Below are 19,616 nucleotides of genomic sequence, written 5' to 3'. Positions count from 1 at the left end.
TTTCGTTAGCGCATCGCGCGTTTCAGAATACGTTCAGCCTGACGCTGGAAGTCAGCGGCGGTCTCTTCCACGGATTTCTGTCCATAATCGATGTACTGCAGAGAGGTGCCGAACTGGGCCACAATCTGCGGATCGTCAAAGTAAGGTGACACGGAAAGTTTGGCCGGCAGAGACTGCGCCAGACGCAGCCCCGCGACCGACGGATCGCTCTCTTTGATGGTGCCGTCTTCGGTCAGGAACTGCACCGCGGCTTTACTCAGCGGCACGCCACGCTCCAGACCCAGCGTATCCACTCCCTCTTTGCTGTTCAGCAGGAAGTTAATCAGTTTCGCCGCCGCTTCCGGGTTTTTGGTGGATTTACCAATCGAGAGCATCTGCGCCGGTTTGAAGAAAAGGCCCGCATCGGTTGCGCCCGGCAGCATCGGGTAACTGCCCAGCACCAGTTTTGCCGGTGGCTTCAGGTTATCGGAATACTTGTTGATGGTGGAGTTCCACATGTAGGTTCCCGCCCATTCTCCCTGGATCCACGGCTTCATCTCATACATGTTGCTCTTACCAAACGACGCATAGTATTTGGTGTCCGGCATGACGTGGCTATCCACCAGCATTTTGTAGGTCTGGAAGAATTCCACCCACTGCGCTTTGCTGTAGGCGAACTTCTTGGTTTTCTCGTCCACGGCAGGGATGTTGTACTTCTGAATCATGTACGAGTTCAGCAACGCCAGCGTGTCCTGATGCTCCAGCACGACCGGGTAGTACTGCTTGCCGAGTTTACTCTCGAAGGTTTTACCCGCCGCCATTAGCTCGTCCCAGGTTTTCGGGTATGCAATACCGGCTTTTTTCCAGGTCTCGTCGTTGAAGTAGAACACGCGTGCGGTGACGGAGATCGGAATGCCGTTCAGCTTGCCGTTGATGGTGGTGGACTGAAGTTCTTTGGGATCGAACTGGGTCAGGTCGATCACGTCTTTCATTTTGTTCAGGTCGTAGAACCCGTCGCCGGTTTTCGAGAAGATTGGCAGCCAGTTCCAGTTGGTCTGCATCACATCCGGCTCGGTGCCGCCCGCAATTTGAGTGGTCAGGCGGGAGAGGTGCCCATCCCAGCCGGTGTACTCTGCTTTAACGTTGATATCCGGGTTCTGCTTATGGAATTCCTCCAGCGCTTTCAACGTCACCTGATGACGGCCATTACCACCCCACCAGGACATGCGTAATTCGACATCTTGCGCCATCGATGGCAAAGCGGTAAGGCCCAGCGTCGCGGAGATTGCTGCGCTTAAAAGCACTTTTTTCATTTTTATAAACTCCATCAGAGAGAGAGGTTCTGTTCAGTTTTTGCGTCAAAAATATGACATTTATTCATATCAAATCTGAAATACACCTTGCGATGAAGGCCTTTATCAATCATGGGCTTAGCTTCATCGGAAGGAATTCTGGCGGTCAGTTCGTAGTCCGCAACCTTCAGATAGACGAAGAATTCGTGGCCCATGTTTTCCACGCGAACCATTTCGCCACTGCAGCCCCCGTCAACGAATGGTGCGTCGGAGAGGGAAACGAATTCCGGACGTACGCCGTAGTAAATGGCCTGCCCGGCATAAGCGGAGACTTTCTCCTGCATCCCGGCATTCAGCGGCATGGTTTCATTGCCGATGGCGATGTGCAGTTTCCCGGCGCTTTCCACCAGCAGGCTTTGACGAATGTTCATCTCCGGCGCGCCGATAAAGCCTGCCACGAACATGTTTTTCGGCTTGTGGTAGAGGTTGTCAGGGGTATCAACCTGCATGATGTGGCCGAGCTTCATCACGCAGATGCGGTCGCCCATGGTCATCGCTTCGGTCTGGTCGTGGGTGACGTAGACGGTGGTCGCCGGTTTACCGGATTTCTTCAACTGCTTGTGCAGGTCGGAAATACGAATGCGCATTGAGGCGCGTAGTTTGGCGTCGAGGTTTGACAGCGGTTCGTCGAACAGGAATACATCCGGCTTTTTCACAATCGCACGGCCTACCGCCACCCGCTGTGCCTGGCCGCCGGAAAGCTGGCGTGGCAGGCGGTCGAGTAACTCTTCCAGCTCAAGGATTTTGGCCGCTTCGTTGACCTGAGATTCAATCTGATCTTTTGGCAGTTTGCTCAGCTTCAGACCAAAGGCCAGGTTTTCGCGCACCGTCATGTGGGGATAGAGCGCGTAGTTCTGGAACACCATCGCAATCCCGCGCTCTTTCGGCGCGAGGTTGTTCACAATCTTATCGCCGATGCGGACTTCACCCCCGCTGATGGTTTCCAGGCCGGCCAGCATGCGCAGGGTGGTGGATTTGGCGCAGCCGGAGGGGCCAACGATCACCATGAACTCTCCTTCAGCGATTTTCAGGTCAATGGCATGTACCGCTTTAAAGCCGTTGGAGTAGACCTTTTCCAGTTTGTTGAAGATAACTTCAGCCATAATATTTCCCTCTTAACCTTTAATTCCGCTGCTGGTGACGCCCTGGACGAAGTAGCGCTGTGCCAGGAAGAAGACAATGATGGATGGCAGAATGGAGATGCTCGCCATTGCCAGAATTTCGTTCCACGGCGCCCCTTCGGTGACGTCGATGGACATTTTCAGAGCCAGTGCAATCGGGTATTTATCCACGCTGTAGACATAAATAAGCGGCCCGATAAAGTCGTTCATTGACCACATGAACTGGAACAGGGCGACGGAGATAATGGCCGGTTTCAGGATCGGCACCACCACGTACCACAGCACCTGAAGCGAGTTACAGCCGTCAATTTGCGCCGCCTCCTCCATGTCACGCGGCACGCCGCGCAGGAACTGGATAAGCATGAAGACGAAGAACCCCTGGGTGGCGAAGGCCAGCGGCAGGTACAGCGGCATATAGCTGTTGAGCATGCCCATTTCACGGAACATCAGGTACTGCGGGATCAGCAGCACGGTGCTGGGGAGCAGCATGGTGGTGATGAGGGTGGCGAACCAGAATTTCTTCCACGGGATTTCAAAGCGCGCAAAGCCGTACGCCACGATGGTGGAGGAGATAATGGTCAGGATCACTTTCGGGATCACATACTTAAAGGTGTTCAGCATGTAATGGCCGAAGTTGTATTCGGTGCCGGTTTTCCAGCCATTCACAAAACCGTCCCAGGTCGCATGGGCAGGCCACAGGCTGAGAGTGGTGAAAATCTCGTGGTTCGGTTTAAACGACGCCGAGAACATCCACACCAGCGGATAAAGCATCAGCAGGCCGACAAACAGCAGGATCACGTAGCGCACAGCGGCGTTAATTTTCTCTCTGCGCAGCGTGCGGGCGACTTCACGCTCGGCAATCGTCCTCGCCGTGGAAAGTTGTTGGATATCAGCCATTTTTGCCTCCTTTATCGGCGGAGTAGAACACCCAATATTTCGATGACTTAAAGGCGATACCGGCAAAAATGGCCACCACCAGGAACAGGATCCACGCCAGTGCTGCGCCGTAACCCATGTCAAAGTATTTGAACGCGGTGTCGTAGATGTAGAGTGAGAACAGGTAAGTGGAATACGTTGGCCCGCCGCCGGTAATGACATACGGTCCGGTAAATTCCTGGAACGCCTGGGTGGTCTGCATAATGAAGTTGAAGAAAATCACCGGCGTGATCAGCGGCACGGTCACTTTCGTGAACATCTGCCATTTGGATGCCCCATCGATCATCGCCGCTTCATACTGCGACTGCGGAACGTTTTGCAGCGCGGCCAGGAAGATGACCATCGCGGAACCGAACTGCCAGACGCGCAGCAGGGTGACCGACATCAGGGCCAGCGAGGGCTCACCCAGCCAGTTCACCGGGTCAAAACCAAATACGCCAATAAAGCTGTTCAGCAGACCATCAATGGCAAAGAGCGCGCGCCACAAAACAGCAATGGCCACGGAGCTGCCGAGGATCGACGGAATATAGTAGGCGGTACGGAAGAATCCAATACCGCGTAACTTAAAGTTCAGAACAAACGCAATCCCTAATGCAAAGGCGAGCTTCAGGGGGATGGTCAGAAATACATACGCAAACGTCACTCCCATTGATGTCCAGAAGAGCGTGTCTTCCGTAAACATGTAGCGGTAATTTTCAATGCCGTTAAATACCGGCGGGCTCATCAGGTCGTAATCCGTAAAACTCAGGAAAAACGATGAGACGAAGGGGAAAGCCGTAAAGAGTATCAACCCAATGATGTAGGGTGATATCCACGCGAGCCCCAGCAGCTTGTTTTCATTCATACTTACCTACCTGGTAATCAATGGTTTAAAACGGAATCTGCGTCTGTAACAACCTTTCAGGCTGTCGAAACCGAGCCTGAACGGCAATGTTCTGGGTAATACGTGTCACGGTTACTTCATTTAACTTTGTTTTATAAGACTTTTTCCGATTTCATCGTTGAGCGAAACGCCTGGGTTTCAATACGGTAGAACTCGTGTTCCTGGATAATAAAACGCCGTTTTATTTTATATTATTGCTATTTGTTTCTGCGTCATTCGCTTAATAGCGGAAATGTGATCAAAGTCGAAACGGTGTTTCAATAAGGTGATGAGGATGGCATTTTTGCGCTATTTCAGGCGTTCAAAGAAGAGAGAGGAGGGCGGGGCGGAAAGAACCGGATGATTAATAAAGACAATACCGTGGAGAAACTAACTACTAATTCTGATAGCAGGTCTACAGCTGGATCATTCTTTCGTTCAGATAATTCTTACTTTCTTGTATCATCGGACCACTGTAACCAATCAGGCAGAAATGGTCTGCACCCTCAAAAGAAGAATGGCTATGTCAGCAATGGATTTCAAAAAAAATACGGATCTCGACTTCCCCCATTACGCGGCCCCGGCAGTCAGTTCCAAAGAAATTGACCTTCTGGGACTGTTAGAAGTTCTTCTGGCGGCAAAAAAACGTATCGTCGTGATTGCCTTCGCATTCGCACTGGTTGGACTGGCCATCGCGTTCTTACTGCCACAAAAATGGACCAGTAAAGCGGTGATCACACCGGCGGAACAGACGCAGTGGAACCCGCTGCGCCAGATGATGGTCGCCCTGCAGGTGCTCGACGTGGACGTGAAAATTACCCGTCCGGACGTGTTTAACCAGTTTATTAAAAAGTTCCAGTCGCAGTCGTTGCTTGAGGAGTACATGAAATCCTCACCTTACGTGATGGCACAGCTGGAAGGCACTGATGTGGATCCGCTTGAGCTGCATCGTGCGGTGGTCAATATCTCCGAAAAGATGAAAGCGGTAGATAACACCCTGGCAAAAGACGCGGATAAAGCGCCGTACGTCTCGTGGACATTGAGCTTCACCGCGCCGACGGCGGGGGATGCGCAAACGGTTCTTAAAGGTTACGTGGATTACATCTCGCAGATTGTTGAGCAGGAAACCATGGAGAATATCCGTAACCAGATCACCCTAAAAACCAAAGTGGTGGAGCAGCAGCTGGAGCTGGATCGGGTACGTCTGACGAATGTTCACAACACCAATCTGCAGCGTCTTAACTATTCTCTGGAAGTGGCCAACGCGGCGGGCATCAAAAAGCCGGTCTACAGCAACGGTCAGGCGGTTAAAGACGATCCGGATTACTCCGTCGCGCTCGGTGCCGACGGTATCGCGCAAAAACTGCAGATTGAAAAAAATCTCAAGGACATCGCTGAGCTGAACGCGGACTTCCAGAACCGGGAATACTACCTGGCGCAGCTGAAAAAGCTGTCTGTCGAAGACGTCAAACTTGAACCGTTCAAGTATCAGCTCTCTCCATCCATGCCGGTGAAAAAAGACGGTCCGGGCAAAGCCCTGATTGTGATCCTGGCGGGACTGCTGGGCGGGCTGTTTGCCTGTGGCAGCGTATTACTGCGTGAGGCCATGCTCAGCCGCAATCCTCTGGTCGAGCCTGTAACGGAATAAAAAACGCAGACGAGAAGGGCGCTGTCATCAGCGCCCTTTTTTATTTCAAAAAATCCTCACGTACCGGCGTGAAGGTATCCAGCAGCGTGCCGGGTTTAAGACACACGCAGCCGTGCATCACATGTGGCTTTTTGTAGAGGGTATCCCCGGCTGTCACCACATGTTTTTCATCTCCAATCGTGAACTCAAACTCGCCGGACAGCACATAAGTTAACTGTTCGTGAGGATGGTTATGCAGTGGGCCTGTCGCGCCTTGTTCAAAATTCACCTCCACCGCCATCATTTTACCGCCATGGGCAAGAATACGGCGCGTCACGCCGTTCCCCAGATCGTCAAGCGTGGTCTCGTTGTGGAAAATAAACATATCGTCACCCCAGAATGTATTAAAACAATGTTTCATTTAATTTATATCACCATGGGTTAAAAAGAAACGACGTGACAAAGAACTGGAAACACGATCACAAGTTTGCTTCACTGGGATAAACACATAAGGAGGGATGATGAAAACGATCGGCCTGTTAGGGGGGATGAGCTGGGAATCGACAATCCCCTATTACCGCCTGATTAATGAAGGGGTGAAGCAACGTCTGGGGGGCCTGCATTCTGCCAGCCTGCTGCTGCACAGCGTAGATTTCCATGAAATCGAAGCCTGCCAGTCGAGCGGTGAATGGGATAAAGCCGGGGAAATACTGGCCGAGGCCGCGCTGGGGCTGGAGCGTGCGGGAGCAGAGGGGATTTTGCTCTGTACCAACACCATGCATAAAGTCGCGTCCCATATCGAAGCGCGCTGTTCGCTGCCCTTCCTGCACATTGCCGATGCAACCGGGCGGGCCATCACCGCATCCGGGTTACGTCGTGTGGCGCTGCTGGGAACGCGCTACACCATGGAGCAGGATTTTTACCGCGGTCGGTTGAGCAGCCAGTTTGGCATTGAAAGCCTGATCCCGGATGAGGCAGACCGGGCCCGCATCAACCAGATTATCTTTGATGAACTCTGCCTCGGCACCTTTAGCGAATCATCCCGGGCATATTACGTCAGCGTGATTGCAAAACTCGCGCAGCAGGGGGCGGAAGGGGTGATCTTTGGCTGTACGGAAATCGGTTTACTGGTGCCGGTTGAGCAAAGCCCGATTCCGGTCTTCGATACCGCCGCGATTCATGCCGCCGATGCCGTGGAGTTTATGCTGTCATAAATTTTGCCGATCGGATAAGCGAAGCGCCACCTGACGGGCATGGGCTATCAGGTGCTCCGTAAACGCCTCCACCAGTGCTGAGACCGGGCGATGGAGGGGGCGGATCAGGCTCACGGTGAACGGGACTGACAGGCTAAACGGGCGGATCACAATATCGCGCCCGGCGTAATCCAGCGCCGTCAATGGATTCACCACCGAAACGCCCACCCCGGCGCGCACCATGGCGCAAATGGAGGCCGCACTGTGGGTCTCGACCACCATCCTGCGCTTCACCTGATGCTCGGCAAACAGTGAATCCAGCAGCTGCCGGTAGCTGTCGGTTTGTGACAGGCTAATGTAGTTTTCACCGTGAAAATCCGCTGGCGTCAGAATCTGCTTGCGGGCAAGCGGATGCCCGGCTGGCAGCACGCACACCTCATCTAAAGAGAGCAGTTCCGTGCGTTCCGTTCCCGCGGGCGTAGAGAGGGTTTCGGTCAGGCCTAAATCATGGCGCTGTGCGGAGAGCCACTCCTCGAGCAGCGGTGACTCCTGCGGAACAATCGTGAGATTCACCTCCGGATATCGGGCCAGAAAAGGCTGGAGCAGCGTCGGCAAAAAAGACTGTGAAAAGACGGGCAGGCAGACAATCGATAGCTCGCCCTGCCGAAACTCGCGCAGGCTTTCCGCCGCACTGACAATGCGGTCCAGCCCGTACCATGAGCGCTGCACTTCCTCGAACAGGCGCAGCCCCTGTACCGTCGGGTGAAGCCTGCCGCGGGTGCGTTCGAACAGCTTCAGTCCCAGCACTTTCTCGAATCGCGCCAGCTCGCGGCTGACCGTTGGCTGCGAGGTATGGAGCATCTGCGCAGCCTCGGTGAGGTTGCCCGTGGTCATCACGGCGTGAAAAATCTCGATATGGCGTAAATTGACGGCGGGCATAGGTCACCTGAATACAGAGAACTGTCCATATCATTTTTGCATAGACTCGCGATAAAACGATATTTTTTATTCTCTTCCTGCTGTGGCGTAATCATAAAAAAATATCACCCCGGAGAAAGACCATGCCACGCCCGCTTAACCAGACTGATACCGATTTGAATGCCGAAAACCTGCTACGCCTGCCTGCCGAGTTTGGCTGTCCGGTGTGGGTCTACGACGCGCAGATCGTTCGCGAGAAGATTGCTGCCCTGCATCAGTTTGACGTGGTGCGTTTTGCCCAGAAGGCGTGCTCCAATATCCACATTCTGCGTCTGATGCGTGAGCAGGGTGTGAAGGTCGACTCCGTCTCCCTGGGGGAGATTGAGCGCGCGCTGGCGGCCGGGTTTGATCCGAAAACCGATCCTGACGCGATTGTGTTTACCGCCGATGTGATCGACGACGCCACGCTTGCTCGCGTCCATGAGCTACAGGTGCCGGTAAACGCCGGGTCCGTGGATATGCTGGAACAGCTTGGGCAAGTTTCTCCGGGCCACCGCGTCTGGCTGCGCGTGAACCCTGGCTTTGGTCACGGTCATAGCCAAAAAACCAATACCGGCGGCGAAAACAGCAAGCACGGTATCTGGTATGCCGATATGCCCGCTGCCCTGGACGTACTGCAGCGTTACAATCTGAAGCTGGTGGGCATTCATATGCACATCGGCTCCGGCGTGGATTACGCGCACCTTGAGCAGGTTTGTGGCGCAATGGTGCGCCAGGTGATCGAGTTTGGTCAGGATCTGGAGGCGATCTCCGCCGGGGGCGGTCTTTCCATTCCCTACCGTGAAGGGGAAGAGGCGATCGACACCGATCACTATTACGGCCTGTGGAGCGCCGCGCGTGACCAGGTCGCCGCGCATCTTGGTCATGCCGTGAAGCTGGAAATTGAGCCGGGTCGTTTCCTGGTGGCTGAATCCGGGGTGCTGGTGGCGCAGGTTCGCAGCGTGAAAGAGATGGGCTCGCGCCACTTTGTGCTGATTGACGCCGGCTTTAACGATCTGATGCGCCCGTCAATGTACGGCAGCTATCACCACATTTCGGCTCTGGCTGCCGATGGCCGCGATTTAACTCACTCGCCGCGTATCGAGACGGTTGTCGCGGGCCCGCTGTGTGAGTCTGGTGATGTCTTTACCCAGCAGGAAGGGGGGAAAGTGGAAACCCGCGCGCTGCCGGAAGTTAAACCAGGCGACTATCTGGTGCTGCACGATACCGGTGCCTACGGGGCGTCAATGTCCTCAAACTACAACAGCCGCCCGCTGCTGCCAGAAGTGTTGTTTGATAACGGCAAGGCGCGGCTGATCCGCCGCCGCCAGACCATTCAGGAACTGCTGGCGCTGGAACTCGTCTGAGTGAAGTACGGCCCCGTCGTGACCGAGTCGCGTAATACCAGCGTACCGGTGAACGGCGGGATCGCGTCGACCGGTTGGTTTTTTGCCAGCCGGATCGCCTGATCGATAGCCGTAACGATCATATTGTCGATGGGCAGGTAAACCGACGAGAGCGCTGGCTCCAGCCATTTCGCGCATGGGGCATCGTCAAAGCCAAACAGGGAAATATCCTGTGGGATCCGCAGCCCCGCCTGGTGTAGCGCCTTGGACGCACCCAGCGCCATATCATCGTTACAGGCAAACAGAGCGCTAAACGCTATACCGTCGGCAATCAGCTCTTTGCAGAGCTCATATCCTCGCGTCATTCCCGCATCGCCATACTTAATCCGCCGCTCGTCCAGACGAATGCCGTGCTTTTCCAGCGCCTTACGGTAGCCCATTAGCCTCGCTTTCCCGGTTGGCGTGTGGATCGGGACGGTGATACAGGCGATCTCCCGGTGGCCCTGGTTGATCAGGTAATCCACGGCCTTAAAGGCGGCATCCTGCTGTTCGAAGAACACGCAGCGATCGGGCGCCTGGCTGACTTCACGGTTGATGACCACCAGCGGGGTTTGCACCGAATGGATCAGCTTCATGATCGCTTTTTCGCTCATGTAGCGGGTGTAAAGCACGATGGCATCGCATTTGCGATCGGCCAGCATTTGTACCGCCTGCTCTTCCTGCTCCGGGGCGTCGTGACCATCCGTGACGATCAGCTGTTTGCCGTGGGTTTCCGTCTGCCGGGAGGCCTGCTGAAGAAGACGACCAAAGTAAAAACCATCAAAGGTAGAGACCACCAGACCAATGCTGTTGCTGGTCTGGTTCGCCAGCGAACGCGCGAGAAAATTTGGGCGGTAGCCCAGCTCTTCCATCGCATTAAACACCTGCTGACGCGTACTCTCTTTAACCTGACCTGTGCCGTTCAGCACGCGCGATACCGTGGCTTTCGACACGCCCGCGCGCAATGAGACATCCAGCATTGTTGCCATTAGACATTCCTGATTCCACGTAACGATCTGCAGTTTAACACAGACCATCCGGTGCATAAGCGATGCGGAAAGGGCAAAACTTCCAGCACGATCACGCTTTTAGGTAACGATCGGTCAGTTCGACATACAGGGTTTTAAGTGGTATGCCAAAATCGATACAAACTGCATTTTGGAATACCTGTTACGTCCTTGAGAGCTTAATCACAGAACAAAACCCGACATGAAGCTATTTTTGGTATGCCAATAGTATCCGGCTGTACACCTTATCCAATAAAAGCCCTTTTACTGAGGTATTACCCTATGGCATTACAGGAAAAACTGATCGACGCTCTGGGCAGTTTTGCCACAAAATTCAACAGTTATCGCTATATCATGGCGATCAAGTCTGCCTTTATTACCTTAATGCCGGTCATCATCGTTGGGGCATTCTCTGTCTTGATCTCCAATATGGTACTGGATCCGAAAAATGGCCTGGCGAGCTTCCAGTCCCTCTCTTTTCTCGCCACGCTAAAACCCATCACCAGCGCGCTCAATTACGCTACCCTGAATTTCCTTAACATTGGCGCGGTATTCTTAATCGGTATCGAACTGGGCCGCATCAACGGGATCAAATCCTTATTCCCTGGCCTGCTGGCGGTGATCTGCTTTATCTGCGTGACGCCGACAACCGTTGAGATGCTGGTGGATGGTGAAATGCACGTGGTGAAAGACGTGCTGCTGCGTCAGTTCTCTGATACCCGCAGCCTGTTCCTCGGTATGTTTATCGCGATTCTGTCGGTAGAAATTTACTGCTGGCTGGAAAACCGCAAGGGGCTGAAGATCAGGATGCCGGACACCGTACCGCCAAACGTGGCGGCATCGTTCTCCGCGCTGATCCCGGCGATCATCACCACTACCGCAATTGCCACATTGGGTTTCGTCTTCCATCAACTCACCGGCATGTATCTCTATGACGCGGTCTATCAGGTGGTGCAACAGCCGCTGGAGCGCGTGGTGCAAAGCCTGCCGGGCATTCTGCTGCTGATGTTTGTCGCACAGCTTTTCTGGGTGATTGGTATTCACGGCAACCAGATGATCAAGCCGATCCGCGAGCCGCTGCTGTTAGGCGCCATCACCGTTAATATGAGCGCCTTTGAGCAGGGCAAAGAGGTGCCGAATATCATCACCATGCCGTTCTGGGATGTGTATATGAGCATCGGCGGGTCGGGGCTGACCATCGGCCTGCTGATCGCGGTCATGATTGCCACCAACCGCAAAGAGATGAAAGAGATCGCCAAGCTTTCCATTGGTCCGGGGCTCTTTAACATCAACGAGCCGGTGATCTTCGGCATGCCAATCATGCTTAATCCGATCCTCGCCATTCCTTTCATTATCACGCCGCTGGTGACCGGCTCTATCGGTTACTTTGCCACCGTAACCGGCTTTGCCGGTAAAGCCGTGGTGATGGTGCCGTGGACCACGCCGCCGCTGATCAACGCCTGGCTCTCCACCGCCGGATCGATGGGGGCGGTCATCACTCAGCTTATCTGCATTGTGACTGCCGTCATTATCTACCTGCCGTTTGTGAAGATTGCTTCACGACGTGCCGAACAGGCCGCGCTGCAACAGGCGACCGACAATGCATGAGGATGTGATGACGACAAAACAGATAACCATTCCGCAGGATTTCATTCTGGGCGCGGCCGCGTCAGCCTGGCAAACCGAAGGCTGGAGCGGCAAAAAGGCGGGGCAGGATTCGTGGATCGATCTCTGGTACAAAAACGATCGCCACGTCTGGCACAACGGCTATGGCCCGGCGGTGGCGACCGACTTTATCAACCGCTTTCGCGAGGATGTGGCGCTGATGAAGCAGGCAGGGCTGACGCACTACCGAACCTCGATTAACTGGTCACGTTTTTTAACCGACTATGAAAAAGTGACGGTGGACGAGGAGTACGCCGCCTATTACGACGCGTTATTCGATGAGATGCACCGTCAGGGCATTGAGCCGATGATCTGCCTTGAGCATTACGAGCTGCCGGGCGCGCTGCTTGACACTTACGGCGGCTGGGCTTCAAAGCAGGTTGTCGACCTGTTTGCCCGCTATGCGGAAAAAGTCTTTGAACGCTACCACGGTAAAGTCACCCGCTGGTTTACCTTCAATGAACCGATCGTGGTACAGACCCGCGTTTATCTCGATGCGCTGCGCTGGCCCTACGAGCAGAATACCGGTAAATGGATGCAGTGGAACCACCATAAGGTTCTGGCGACGGCAAAGGTTGTGCAGCTGTTTCGCGCCAAAGGGTACCCTGGCTCGGTTGGCTGTATTCTCAACCCCGAAGTCACCTATCCTCGCTCGTGCGCGCCGCACGATGTTAACGCCGCAGAGAAGTACGATCTGTTCTATAACCGCGTATTTCTCGATCCGCTGGTGCACGGGCGCTACCCGCCAGAACTGTTTACGCTGCTGGAACAGCATCAGGTGGCGTGGGACTACACCGCAGAAGAGCTGGAACTGATTGCGCAGAACACCGTCGATGAGCTGGGGATAAACCTCTATTACCCGCATCGGGTGAAAGCGCCGTCTCGTGCCTGGCATCCGGAGACACCGTTCCACCCGGCGTACTACTACGAACCGTTCGAACTGCCAGGACGGCGAATGAATAAATCCCGCGGCTGGGAAATCTACCCCCGCATTATCTACGATATGGCGATGCGGATAAAAAATGACTACCGCAACATCGACTGGTTCGTGGCGGAGAGCGGGATGGGCGTGGAGAACGAAGCGCAGTTTCGCAACAGTGACGGGGTCATTGACGACGAGTACCGAATTGCGTTCATTCGCGAGCACCTCTATTACACGCTGCTGGCGCGGGAGGAGGGGGCAAACTGTCATGGCTATATGCTGTGGGCCTTCACGGACAACGTATCGCCGATGAACGCCTTCAAAAATCGCTACGGGCTGATTGAGATCGATCTCGATAACAATCGCGCCAGGCGGGCGAAAAGGTCGGCGAGCTGGTTCCGGCAGCTGCGCGATGCGCGCGTGCTCACGCTCCCGGTCGATGATGAATGGAAGTAAGCGAAAACCATGCTGGTTCTGGTAAAATAGCGCACAAACTGGCCGGGAGGACGCCCGGCCTGCGCATTAACTGAAAAAACAGGTGAAAACGTGGATAAGGCTGTCATCCTGCCGGAAAAAAAACAGTACCAGGAAATTGGCGAGGATTTACGGGCGCAAATTATCCAGGGGCACTATCCCGTAGGTTCCCGTCTGCCGCCCGAGCGTAATATTGCTGAGAAGTACGGCGTAAGTCGTACCATCGTGCGTGAGGCATTGTTGATGCTGGAGCTGCAGGGCACGGTGGATATCCGCCAGGGGTCTGGCGTTTATGTGATGCGCATTCCTGAAGAACACGAAAACGAAGAAGAACGTTTTCTGAACAGCGACGTCGGCCCCTTTGAGATCCTGCAGGCGCGCCAGCTCCTCGAAAGCAACATCGCCGCGTTTGCTGCCAAAATGGCGACACGCGCAGACATCGACAATCTGCGCCGTATTATTGAGCAGGAGCAGCGCGCCATTGCCGCCAACGATAACAGCCAGGACAACAATAAAATGTTTCACCTGGTGCTGGCGGGGGCAACGCAAAACCAGATGCTGCTGGCAACGGTAGAGAGTATCTGGCACCACATGGACAGCAGCCCGCTGTGGCAGCAATTCAATGGGCATATCGCCAGCCGTGCATACCGCCTGAAATGGCTGGGCGACAGGCAAACCATCCTCGCGGCGCTTCGTCGTCGTGATGTGATGGGCGCCTGGCAGGCGATGTTCCAGCATCTGGAAAATGTGAAAAAGAGCTTACTTGAACTCTCCGATGAAGATGCGCCGGATTTTGACGGTTATCTTTTTGAATCTGTGCCCGTTTTTCAGGGGAAGCTGGTGTGACTATTCTGCCTCTCTATGCCGCGCCTCAGTATGCGGAACAGGTAACTGACTGGATCTGGCAGGCGTTCGGTGACGGGCTTACGCGGGCGTTTTTCCAGAGCATCGTTGAACACAGCCAGACGCCGGGCGCGTTACCGTTGACCTTTATTGCTCTGGAGGGCGAACAGCTTCTGGGTACGGTCGGGCTCTGGCGCTGCGATTTAATCACCCGACAGGATCTTTGTCCGTGGCTGGCTGCGCTGTACGTTGATGAAGCGGCGCGTGGTAAGGGACTGGCGGGAAAACTGCAGCAGCATGTTATCGCCTATGCCGCGCAGGCCGGGTATCACGAACTGCATCTGTGGTCTGCCTGCCGCGACTTCTACGAACGTTACGGCTGGCAGTACATTGGCGATGCGCTTGAATACCCGAACAAAACGGTACATCTGTATCGCTATTCCTCTCCCGCTTCTGCTGGCGAACCTACAGAGTGACGGCGGACTAAGGTGGGGCTGAACAGGTGGGTGATATCCGGTGGCTGGCGTTGTTCGGCCAGCGCCAGTGCCAGCTCCGCAGCCTGCGTTGCCATTGTGATAATCGGGTAACGTACGGTGGTCAGGCGGGGACGCACGTAGCGGGACACCAGCACATCATCGAAGCCAATGAGTGAAATTTCTCCCGGCACCTCGATTCCGTTGTCATTTAACACCCCCATTGCCCCGGCGGCCATCGAGTCGTTATAGCTGGCAACCGCCGTGAAATTCCGTCCACGCCCCAGCAGCTCTGTCATTGCCTGTTCGCCGCCACTCTCATCCGGCTCGCCGTAGGCCACCAGCCGGTCATTACACGGCAAACCGTTTTCGCGCAGGGCATCGTAGTAGCCCTGCAGGCGATCTTCGGCATCGGAAATCGGGTGATTGGAGCAGAGATAACCAATGCGGGTATGGCCCTGCTGAATCAAATGGCGGGTAGCAAGCCAGGCGCCGTAGCGGTCGTCGAGTGCCACGCAGCGTTTCTCAAAACCGGGAATAATTCGGTTGATGATCACCATGCCGGGGATCTGCTTCATCAGATGAATGAGTTCAGCATCGGGGATCATTTTGGCGTGAACAACCAGTGCAGCGCAGCGGTGGCGCATCAGCTGTTCGATAGCCTGGCGTTCTTTTTGTTCGTTGTGATAGCCATTGCCGATCAGCAGAAAATTGCCGGTCTGATAAGAAACCTGTTCAACCGCTTTTACCATGGCGCCGAAAAACGGGTCAGACACATCGCCCACCACCAGTCCGATGGTTTCAGTGGACTGTTGGGCAAGGGCACGGGCGTTGGCATTCGGATGATAATTCAATGATTCCATGGCGTTTTGCACCGCCTGGCGTGATGCGTCACTGGCTTTAGGGGAGTCGTTAATCACGCGCGAGACGGTCGCCACGGAAACACCAGCCAGACGGGCCACATCCTTTATTGTCGCCATTACATACCTTCTTAGTGGGGGTAAGCGTTTACACACGAAATAGTGTTGCGGAAAAGCGCCGTGCATTCAAGGGGCGCGGGGGTTCGCCCTCCACAAACGTGACGCAGCACAACCCTGGCCGTGTAATCGTTACACGGCCAGTCATGTCTGAATAATGTCAATCTGAACCTTTAGTTACACTTTGCCTCAGGCTGTTGCGATTGTCCGATGGCGAGGATGAGGGGGAGATTGATAGAGTCGAGATCCCAGAGGTATTGATTGGTGAGAATTCTTAGTACGGTTTCGTACTCTTCTCTTGCACCAACCTGCGCGGATGCGCAGGTTTTTTTTCGCCTCAACTTTGCAGTCGCTCCCGTATCACTTCTCGTGTAATCTGCCACCATTTACTATCAACCCTTCACACTGGCTGGCAAAGGGAGTTGAGATGCTTTTTGGGTTCTTCCGTACACTCTTCCGTATTCTCTTTCGCATTCGCGTCACTGGCGATGCTCAGGCGCTTCGCGGCGAACGCGTTCTTATCACACCAAACCATGTTTCCTTTATCGACGGCATTCTGCTGGCGCTATTTCTGCCCGTGCGTCCGGTGTTTGCGGTTTATACCTCCATCAGCCAGCAGTGGTACATGCGTTGGCTCACGCCGCTGATTGATTTTGTGCCGCTCGACCCGACCAAACCGATGATGATTAAACATCTGGTGCGTCTGGTGGAGCAGGGGCGTCCGGTGGTTATTTTCCCGGAAGGTCGCATCTCGGTGACCGGTTCACTGATGAAAATCTACGACGGCGCCGGGTTTGTCGCGGCGAAGTCAAAAGCAACCGTGGTGCCACTGCGTATTGAAGGGGCGGAGCGCTCCTATTTCAGCCGTCTGAAAGGGCTGGTAAAGCAGCGCGTGTTCCCAAAAATTACGTTGCATATCCTGCCACCAACGTCGTTACCGATGCCTGAAGCGCCCCGTGCACGCGATCGCCGTAAAATTGCCGGAGAGATGCTGCACCAGATTATGATGGAAGCGCGTATGGCGGTCCGCCCGCGCGAGACGCTGTATGAATCCCTGCTGTCGGCACAGCACCGCTACGGCGCGAAGAAAAACTGCATCGAAGACATCAACTTTACCCCGGATACCTATCGCAAGCTGCTCACCAAAACATTGTTCGTGGGCCGTATTCTTGAGAAGTACAGTCAGCAGGGTGAAAAGATTGGCCTGATGCTGCCCAACGCAGGCATCAGTGCGGCGGTGATTTTTGGTGCCGTTTCCCGTGGCCGTATTCCGGCGATGATGAACTACACGGCGGGCGTGAAAGGGCTGACCAGCGCCATCACGGCAGCGCAAATCAAAACCGTCTTTACCTCCCGCCAGTTCCTCGACAAAGGCAAACTGTGGCATCTTCCTGAACAGCTTACCCAGGTACGCTGGGTCTTCCTGGAAGATCTTAAAGCGGACGTGACGACAGGCGACAAACTGTGGATTTTTGCTCATCTGCTGATGCCGCGTCTGGCCCAGGTGAAACAGCAGCCGGAAGACGACGCGATTATCCTCTTCACCTCTGGCTCTGAAGGCAACCCGAAAGGTGTCGTCCACAGTCACAAGAGTATTCTGGCGAACGTTGAGCAGATCAAAAGCATTGCCGACTTTACCGCGAAAGACCGGTTTATGTCAGCGCTGCCGCTGTTCCACTCTTTTGGTCTGACGGTGGGGCTTTTCACGCCGCTGCTGACCGGTGCCGAAGTCTTCCTTTATCCAAGCCCGTTGCATTACCGCATTGTGCCGGAGCTGGTGTATGACCGTAACTGTACCGTGTTGTTTGGAACCTCAACCTTCCTCGGGAACTACGCGCGTTTCGCCAATCCGTATGACTTCTTCCGCGTGCGCTATGTGGTTGCTGGCGCGGAAAAACTGCAGGAGAGCACGCGACAGATCTGGCAGGACAAATTTGGTCTGCGCATCCTCGAGGGGTATGGCGTGACAGAGTGTGCGCCGGTGGTCTCTATCAACGTGCCAATGGCGGCGAAGCCGGGGACAGTAGGCCGAATTCTGCCTGGGCTGGATGCTCGTCTGCTGGCGGTGCCTGGTATTGAAGACGGCGGCCGTCTGCAGCTGAAAGGGCCAAACGTGATGAACGGCTATCTGCGCGTGGAAAACCCCGGCGTGCTGGAAGCACCGACTGCAGAAAACGTTAATGGCGAGATTGAAACGGGCTGGTACGACACCGGCGATATTGTACGTTTCGATGAGCAAGGCTTTGTGCAGATCCAGGGGCGTGCAAAGCGCTTTGCCAAGATTGCGGGTGAAATGGTCTCGCTTGAGATGGTTGAACAGCTGGCATCGGGCGTCTCCGCCGAGAAGATGCATGCCACGGTTGTGAAGAGTGATGCAAGTAAAGGCGAGGCGCTGGTGCTGTTCACCACCGACAGCGAGCTTAAGCGCGACCAGTTACTGAGCTATGCCCGCGAGCACGGCATTCCGGAGCTGGCGGTACCTCGTGATATTCGCTACCTGAAACAGCTTCCGGTGCTCGGCAGCGGTAAGCCCGACTTCGTGACCCTCAAGGGCATGGTTGAACAGGCGGAACAACATAATGCGTGAGTCAGTACACACTAACACCTCTCTGCGCTCAAAAGGCATGATGGCGGTGATTGCCGCCCAGTTCCTTTCCGCCTTTGGCGATAACGCGCTGCTGTTTGCCACGCTGGCACTGCTCAAGGCTGAGTTTTACCCCGACTGGAGTCAGCCGGTTCTGCAGATGGTGTTTGTGGGCGCTTACATTATCTTTGCACCGTTTGTCGGACAGGTTGCGGACAGCTTCCCGAAAGGCCGGGTAATGATGTTTGCCAACGGTCTGAAACTGCTGGGAGCCGCCAGCATTTGTTTTGGTTTCAATCCGTTTATTGGCTATACGCTGGTCGGCATTGGCGCCGCAGCCTACTCCCCGGCGAAGTATGGCATCCTCGGGGAGCTGACCACCGGTGATAAGCTGGTGAAAGCCAATGGGCTGATGGAGTCCTCTACCATTGCGGCAATCCTGCTTGGCTCCGTCGCAGGCGGTGTCCTCGCTGACTGGCACGTGCTGGCGGCCCTCGGCGTGTGTGCCGTGGTGTACGGTGGCGCGGTAGTCGCTAACCTGTTTATTCCGAAACTGCCGGTGGCGCGTCCGGGGCAATCCTGGCGCTTTAAGCCGATGACCGGCAGCTTCTTCAATGCCTGCCGCGTACTGTGGCGTAACGGTGAAACGCGATTCTCTCTGATGGGCACCAGTATGTTCTGGGGCGCTGGCGTTACGCTGCGCTTCCTGCTGGTGCTGTGGGTGCCGGTGGCGCTGGGGATCACGGACAACGCGACGCCAACCTACCTTAATGCAATGGTAGCGATCGGGATTGTGGTGGGCGCGGGGGCAGCGGCAAAACTGGTGACGCTCGACACCGTTGCTCGCTGCATGCCGGCAGGGATCCTGATTGGCGTTGCGGTGCTTTTTTTCGCGCTGCAACACGCGTTATTGCCAGCCTACGTACTGCTGATCCTGATTGGTATTCTGGGGGGCTTCTTCGTGGTGCCGCTGAATGCGCTTTTGCAGGAGCGTGGCAAGCAGACGGTCGGGGCGGGCAATGCTATTGCGGTGCAAAACCTCGGTGAAAACCTGGCGATGCTGCTGATGCTGGGCCTGTATTCGCTGGCGGTTAAAGCCGGTGCGCCTGTGGTAGGGATTGGCGTCGGGTTCGGTGGATTGTTCGCGCTGGCGATTGCCGGCTTGTGGGTCTGGCAGCGCCGCCGCTGATTCGGATCGTCTTCAGCGCCTTTTCACAAGCGGGTGCAAACATTAAAAACGGCAACAGAGGTTGCCGTTT

General features: G+C 55.0%; 17 protein-coding genes. 9 read left to right on the top strand and 8 right to left on the bottom strand.

Annotation, left to right across the window (positions count from 1 at the left end; genetic code table 11):
- Positions 1–5: 5 nt before the first annotated feature.
- From ACN9MQ_RS18305 to ACN9MQ_RS18290, 4 genes are read right to left on the bottom strand one after another with little or no spacing between them, the layout of a single operon-like run.
- Positions 6–1,292, bottom strand: coding sequence for an ABC transporter substrate-binding protein (locus ACN9MQ_RS18305; RefSeq protein WP_086532911.1), 1,287 nt, complete (start codon positions 1,290–1,292; stop codon positions 6–8).
- Positions 1,293–1,306: 14 nt separating this feature from the next.
- Positions 1,307–2,434, bottom strand: a complete 1,128-nt coding sequence (locus ACN9MQ_RS18300) for an ABC transporter ATP-binding protein (protein WP_047956053.1) — start codon at positions 2,432–2,434, stop codon at positions 1,307–1,309.
- 12 nt (positions 2,435–2,446) lie between these two features.
- Positions 2,447–3,349 (bottom strand): carbohydrate ABC transporter permease, encoded by a 903-nt coding sequence (locus ACN9MQ_RS18295; RefSeq protein ID WP_025203331.1) that lies wholly within the window; start codon positions 3,347–3,349, stop codon positions 2,447–2,449.
- Complete coding sequence (locus ACN9MQ_RS18290) at positions 3,342–4,232, bottom strand: carbohydrate ABC transporter permease (RefSeq protein ID WP_014171468.1); 891 nt, start codon at positions 4,230–4,232, stop codon at positions 3,342–3,344. The genes ACN9MQ_RS18295 and ACN9MQ_RS18290 overlap by 8 nt, the downstream gene beginning before the upstream one ends.
- Before the next feature lie 541 nt (positions 4,233–4,773).
- On the opposite strand from ACN9MQ_RS18290, the gene wzz(fepE) reads away from it, so the two are divergent.
- Positions 4,774–5,898 (top strand): LPS O-antigen length regulator Wzz(fepE), encoded by a 1,125-nt coding sequence (gene wzz(fepE) / locus ACN9MQ_RS18285; RefSeq protein ID WP_032670189.1) that lies wholly within the window; start codon positions 4,774–4,776, stop codon positions 5,896–5,898.
- Between the two features lie 40 nt (positions 5,899–5,938).
- Here the strand turns inward: wzz(fepE) and ACN9MQ_RS18280 are convergent, their stop codons facing one another.
- Entirely contained in the window at positions 5,939–6,262 is a 324-nt protein-coding gene (locus ACN9MQ_RS18280) for a cupin domain-containing protein (protein WP_020883766.1), read from the bottom strand.
- Positions 6,263–6,398: 136 nt separating this feature from the next.
- On the opposite strand from ACN9MQ_RS18280, the gene ACN9MQ_RS18275 reads away from it, so the two are divergent.
- Positions 6,399–7,091 (top strand): aspartate/glutamate racemase, encoded by a 693-nt coding sequence (locus ACN9MQ_RS18275; RefSeq protein WP_025203333.1) that lies wholly within the window; start codon positions 6,399–6,401, stop codon positions 7,089–7,091.
- On the opposite strand, the gene ACN9MQ_RS18270 is transcribed toward ACN9MQ_RS18275, so the two are convergent.
- Positions 7,086–8,009, bottom strand: a complete 924-nt coding sequence (locus tag ACN9MQ_RS18270; RefSeq protein ID WP_063156815.1) for a LysR family transcriptional regulator — start codon at positions 8,007–8,009, stop codon at positions 7,086–7,088. The two genes, ACN9MQ_RS18275 and ACN9MQ_RS18270, sit on opposite strands and share 6 nt — an antisense overlap.
- A gap of 122 nt (positions 8,010–8,131) precedes the next feature.
- Here ACN9MQ_RS18270 and lysA point away from each other — a divergent pair, with 122 nt between their 5' ends.
- Positions 8,132–9,394, top strand: a complete 1,263-nt coding sequence (lysA, locus tag ACN9MQ_RS18265; protein WP_185791303.1) for a diaminopimelate decarboxylase — start codon at positions 8,132–8,134, stop codon at positions 9,392–9,394.
- Here the strand turns inward: lysA and ACN9MQ_RS18260 are convergent.
- The gene (locus ACN9MQ_RS18260) at positions 9,364–10,401 is read right to left on the bottom strand and encodes a LacI family DNA-binding transcriptional regulator (RefSeq protein ID WP_032678896.1); all 1,038 of its coding nucleotides are present in this window, start codon (positions 10,399–10,401) and stop codon (positions 9,364–9,366) included. The genes lysA and ACN9MQ_RS18260 overlap by 31 nt on opposite strands.
- A 300-nt stretch (positions 10,402–10,701) precedes the next feature.
- Between ACN9MQ_RS18260 and ACN9MQ_RS18255 the strand changes: the two genes are divergently transcribed.
- The 4 genes from ACN9MQ_RS18255 to ACN9MQ_RS18240 all read left to right on the top strand — a co-directional run bounded on the left by ACN9MQ_RS18255 (position 10,702) and on the right by ACN9MQ_RS18240 (position 14,799).
- A complete protein-coding gene (locus ACN9MQ_RS18255; protein ID WP_346589822.1) occupies positions 10,702–12,027 on the top strand; it encodes a PTS sugar transporter subunit IIC in 1,326 nt (441 codons plus the stop codon).
- A 7-nt stretch (positions 12,028–12,034) separates the two neighbouring features.
- A complete protein-coding gene (locus tag ACN9MQ_RS18250; RefSeq protein WP_346589824.1) occupies positions 12,035–13,462 on the top strand; it encodes a glycoside hydrolase family 1 protein in 1,428 nt (475 codons plus the stop codon).
- A 90-nt stretch (positions 13,463–13,552) separates the two neighbouring features.
- Positions 13,553–14,326 (top strand): GntR family transcriptional regulator, encoded by a 774-nt coding sequence (locus tag ACN9MQ_RS18245; protein WP_014171459.1) that lies wholly within the window; start codon positions 13,553–13,555, stop codon positions 14,324–14,326.
- Complete coding sequence (locus ACN9MQ_RS18240) at positions 14,323–14,799, top strand: GNAT family N-acetyltransferase (RefSeq protein WP_063925560.1); 477 nt, start codon at positions 14,323–14,325, stop codon at positions 14,797–14,799. Before ACN9MQ_RS18245 ends, ACN9MQ_RS18240 begins: the two co-directional genes overlap by 4 nt.
- Here ACN9MQ_RS18240 and galR read toward each other — a convergent pair.
- Positions 14,760–15,776 carry an HTH-type transcriptional regulator GalR gene (gene galR / locus ACN9MQ_RS18235; protein WP_020883772.1) on the bottom strand — a complete coding sequence of 339 codons (1,017 nt, stop codon included), beginning with the start codon at positions 15,774–15,776 and terminating at the stop codon, positions 14,760–14,762. The genes ACN9MQ_RS18240 and galR overlap by 40 nt on opposite strands.
- A gap of 424 nt (positions 15,777–16,200) precedes the next feature.
- Here galR and aas point away from each other — a divergent pair, with 424 nt between their 5' ends.
- Together aas and lplT are read left to right on the top strand one after the other, a co-directional pair.
- A complete protein-coding gene (gene aas, locus ACN9MQ_RS18230; protein WP_426021165.1) occupies positions 16,201–18,360 on the top strand; it encodes a bifunctional acyl-ACP--phospholipid O-acyltransferase/long-chain-fatty-acid--ACP ligase in 2,160 nt (719 codons plus the stop codon).
- Positions 18,353–19,546 (top strand): lysophospholipid transporter LplT, encoded by a 1,194-nt coding sequence (gene lplT / locus ACN9MQ_RS18225; RefSeq protein ID WP_025203340.1) that lies wholly within the window; start codon positions 18,353–18,355, stop codon positions 19,544–19,546. The genes aas and lplT overlap by 8 nt, the downstream gene beginning before the upstream one ends.
- Positions 19,547–19,616: the final 70 nt, after the last annotated feature.

Origin of the sequence: Enterobacter sp. R-25 (genome assembly GCF_049913205.1) — a bacterium.
Lineage (GTDB): Bacteria > Pseudomonadota > Gammaproteobacteria > Enterobacterales > Enterobacteriaceae > Enterobacter > Enterobacter ludwigii.
The sequence above is the reverse complement of the archived record's forward strand: the minus strand, read 5'-3'. Positions and strand labels throughout refer to the sequence as shown.

Bases quoted from the DNA above. Each gene is read 5' to 3' on its own strand.
- ACN9MQ_RS18305 (WP_086532911.1), bottom strand. From the start codon at position 1,292: ATGAAAAAAGTGCTTTTAAGCGCAGCAATCTCCGCGACGCTGGGCCTT.
- ACN9MQ_RS18260 (WP_032678896.1), bottom strand. From the start codon at position 10,401: ATGGCAACAATGCTGGATGTCTCATTGCGCGCGGGCGTGTCGAAAGCC.
- galR (WP_020883772.1), bottom strand. From the start codon at position 15,776: ATGGCGACAATAAAGGATGTGGCCCGTCTGGCTGGTGTTTCCGTGGCG.
- ACN9MQ_RS18275 (WP_025203333.1), top strand. From the start codon at position 6,399: ATGAAAACGATCGGCCTGTTAGGGGGGATGAGCTGGGAATCGACAATC.
- lysA (WP_185791303.1), top strand. From the start codon at position 8,132: ATGCCACGCCCGCTTAACCAGACTGATACCGATTTGAATGCCGAAAAC.
- ACN9MQ_RS18255 (WP_346589822.1), top strand. From the start codon at position 10,702: ATGGCATTACAGGAAAAACTGATCGACGCTCTGGGCAGTTTTGCCACA.
- ACN9MQ_RS18270 (WP_063156815.1), bottom strand. From the start codon at position 8,009: ATGCCCGCCGTCAATTTACGCCATATCGAGATTTTTCACGCCGTGATG.
- ACN9MQ_RS18290 (WP_014171468.1), bottom strand. From the start codon at position 4,232: ATGAATGAAAACAAGCTGCTGGGGCTCGCGTGGATATCACCCTACATC.
- ACN9MQ_RS18295 (WP_025203331.1), bottom strand. From the start codon at position 3,349: ATGGCTGATATCCAACAACTTTCCACGGCGAGGACGATTGCCGAGCGT.
- lplT (WP_025203340.1), top strand. From the start codon at position 18,353: ATGCGTGAGTCAGTACACACTAACACCTCTCTGCGCTCAAAAGGCATG.
- ACN9MQ_RS18250 (WP_346589824.1), top strand. From the start codon at position 12,035: ATGACGACAAAACAGATAACCATTCCGCAGGATTTCATTCTGGGCGCG.
- ACN9MQ_RS18280 (WP_020883766.1), bottom strand. From the start codon at position 6,262: ATGTTTATTTTCCACAACGAGACCACGCTTGACGATCTGGGGAACGGC.
- ACN9MQ_RS18300 (WP_047956053.1), bottom strand. From the start codon at position 2,434: ATGGCTGAAGTTATCTTCAACAAACTGGAAAAGGTCTACTCCAACGGC.
- aas (WP_426021165.1), top strand. From the start codon at position 16,201: ATGCTTTTTGGGTTCTTCCGTACACTCTTCCGTATTCTCTTTCGCATT.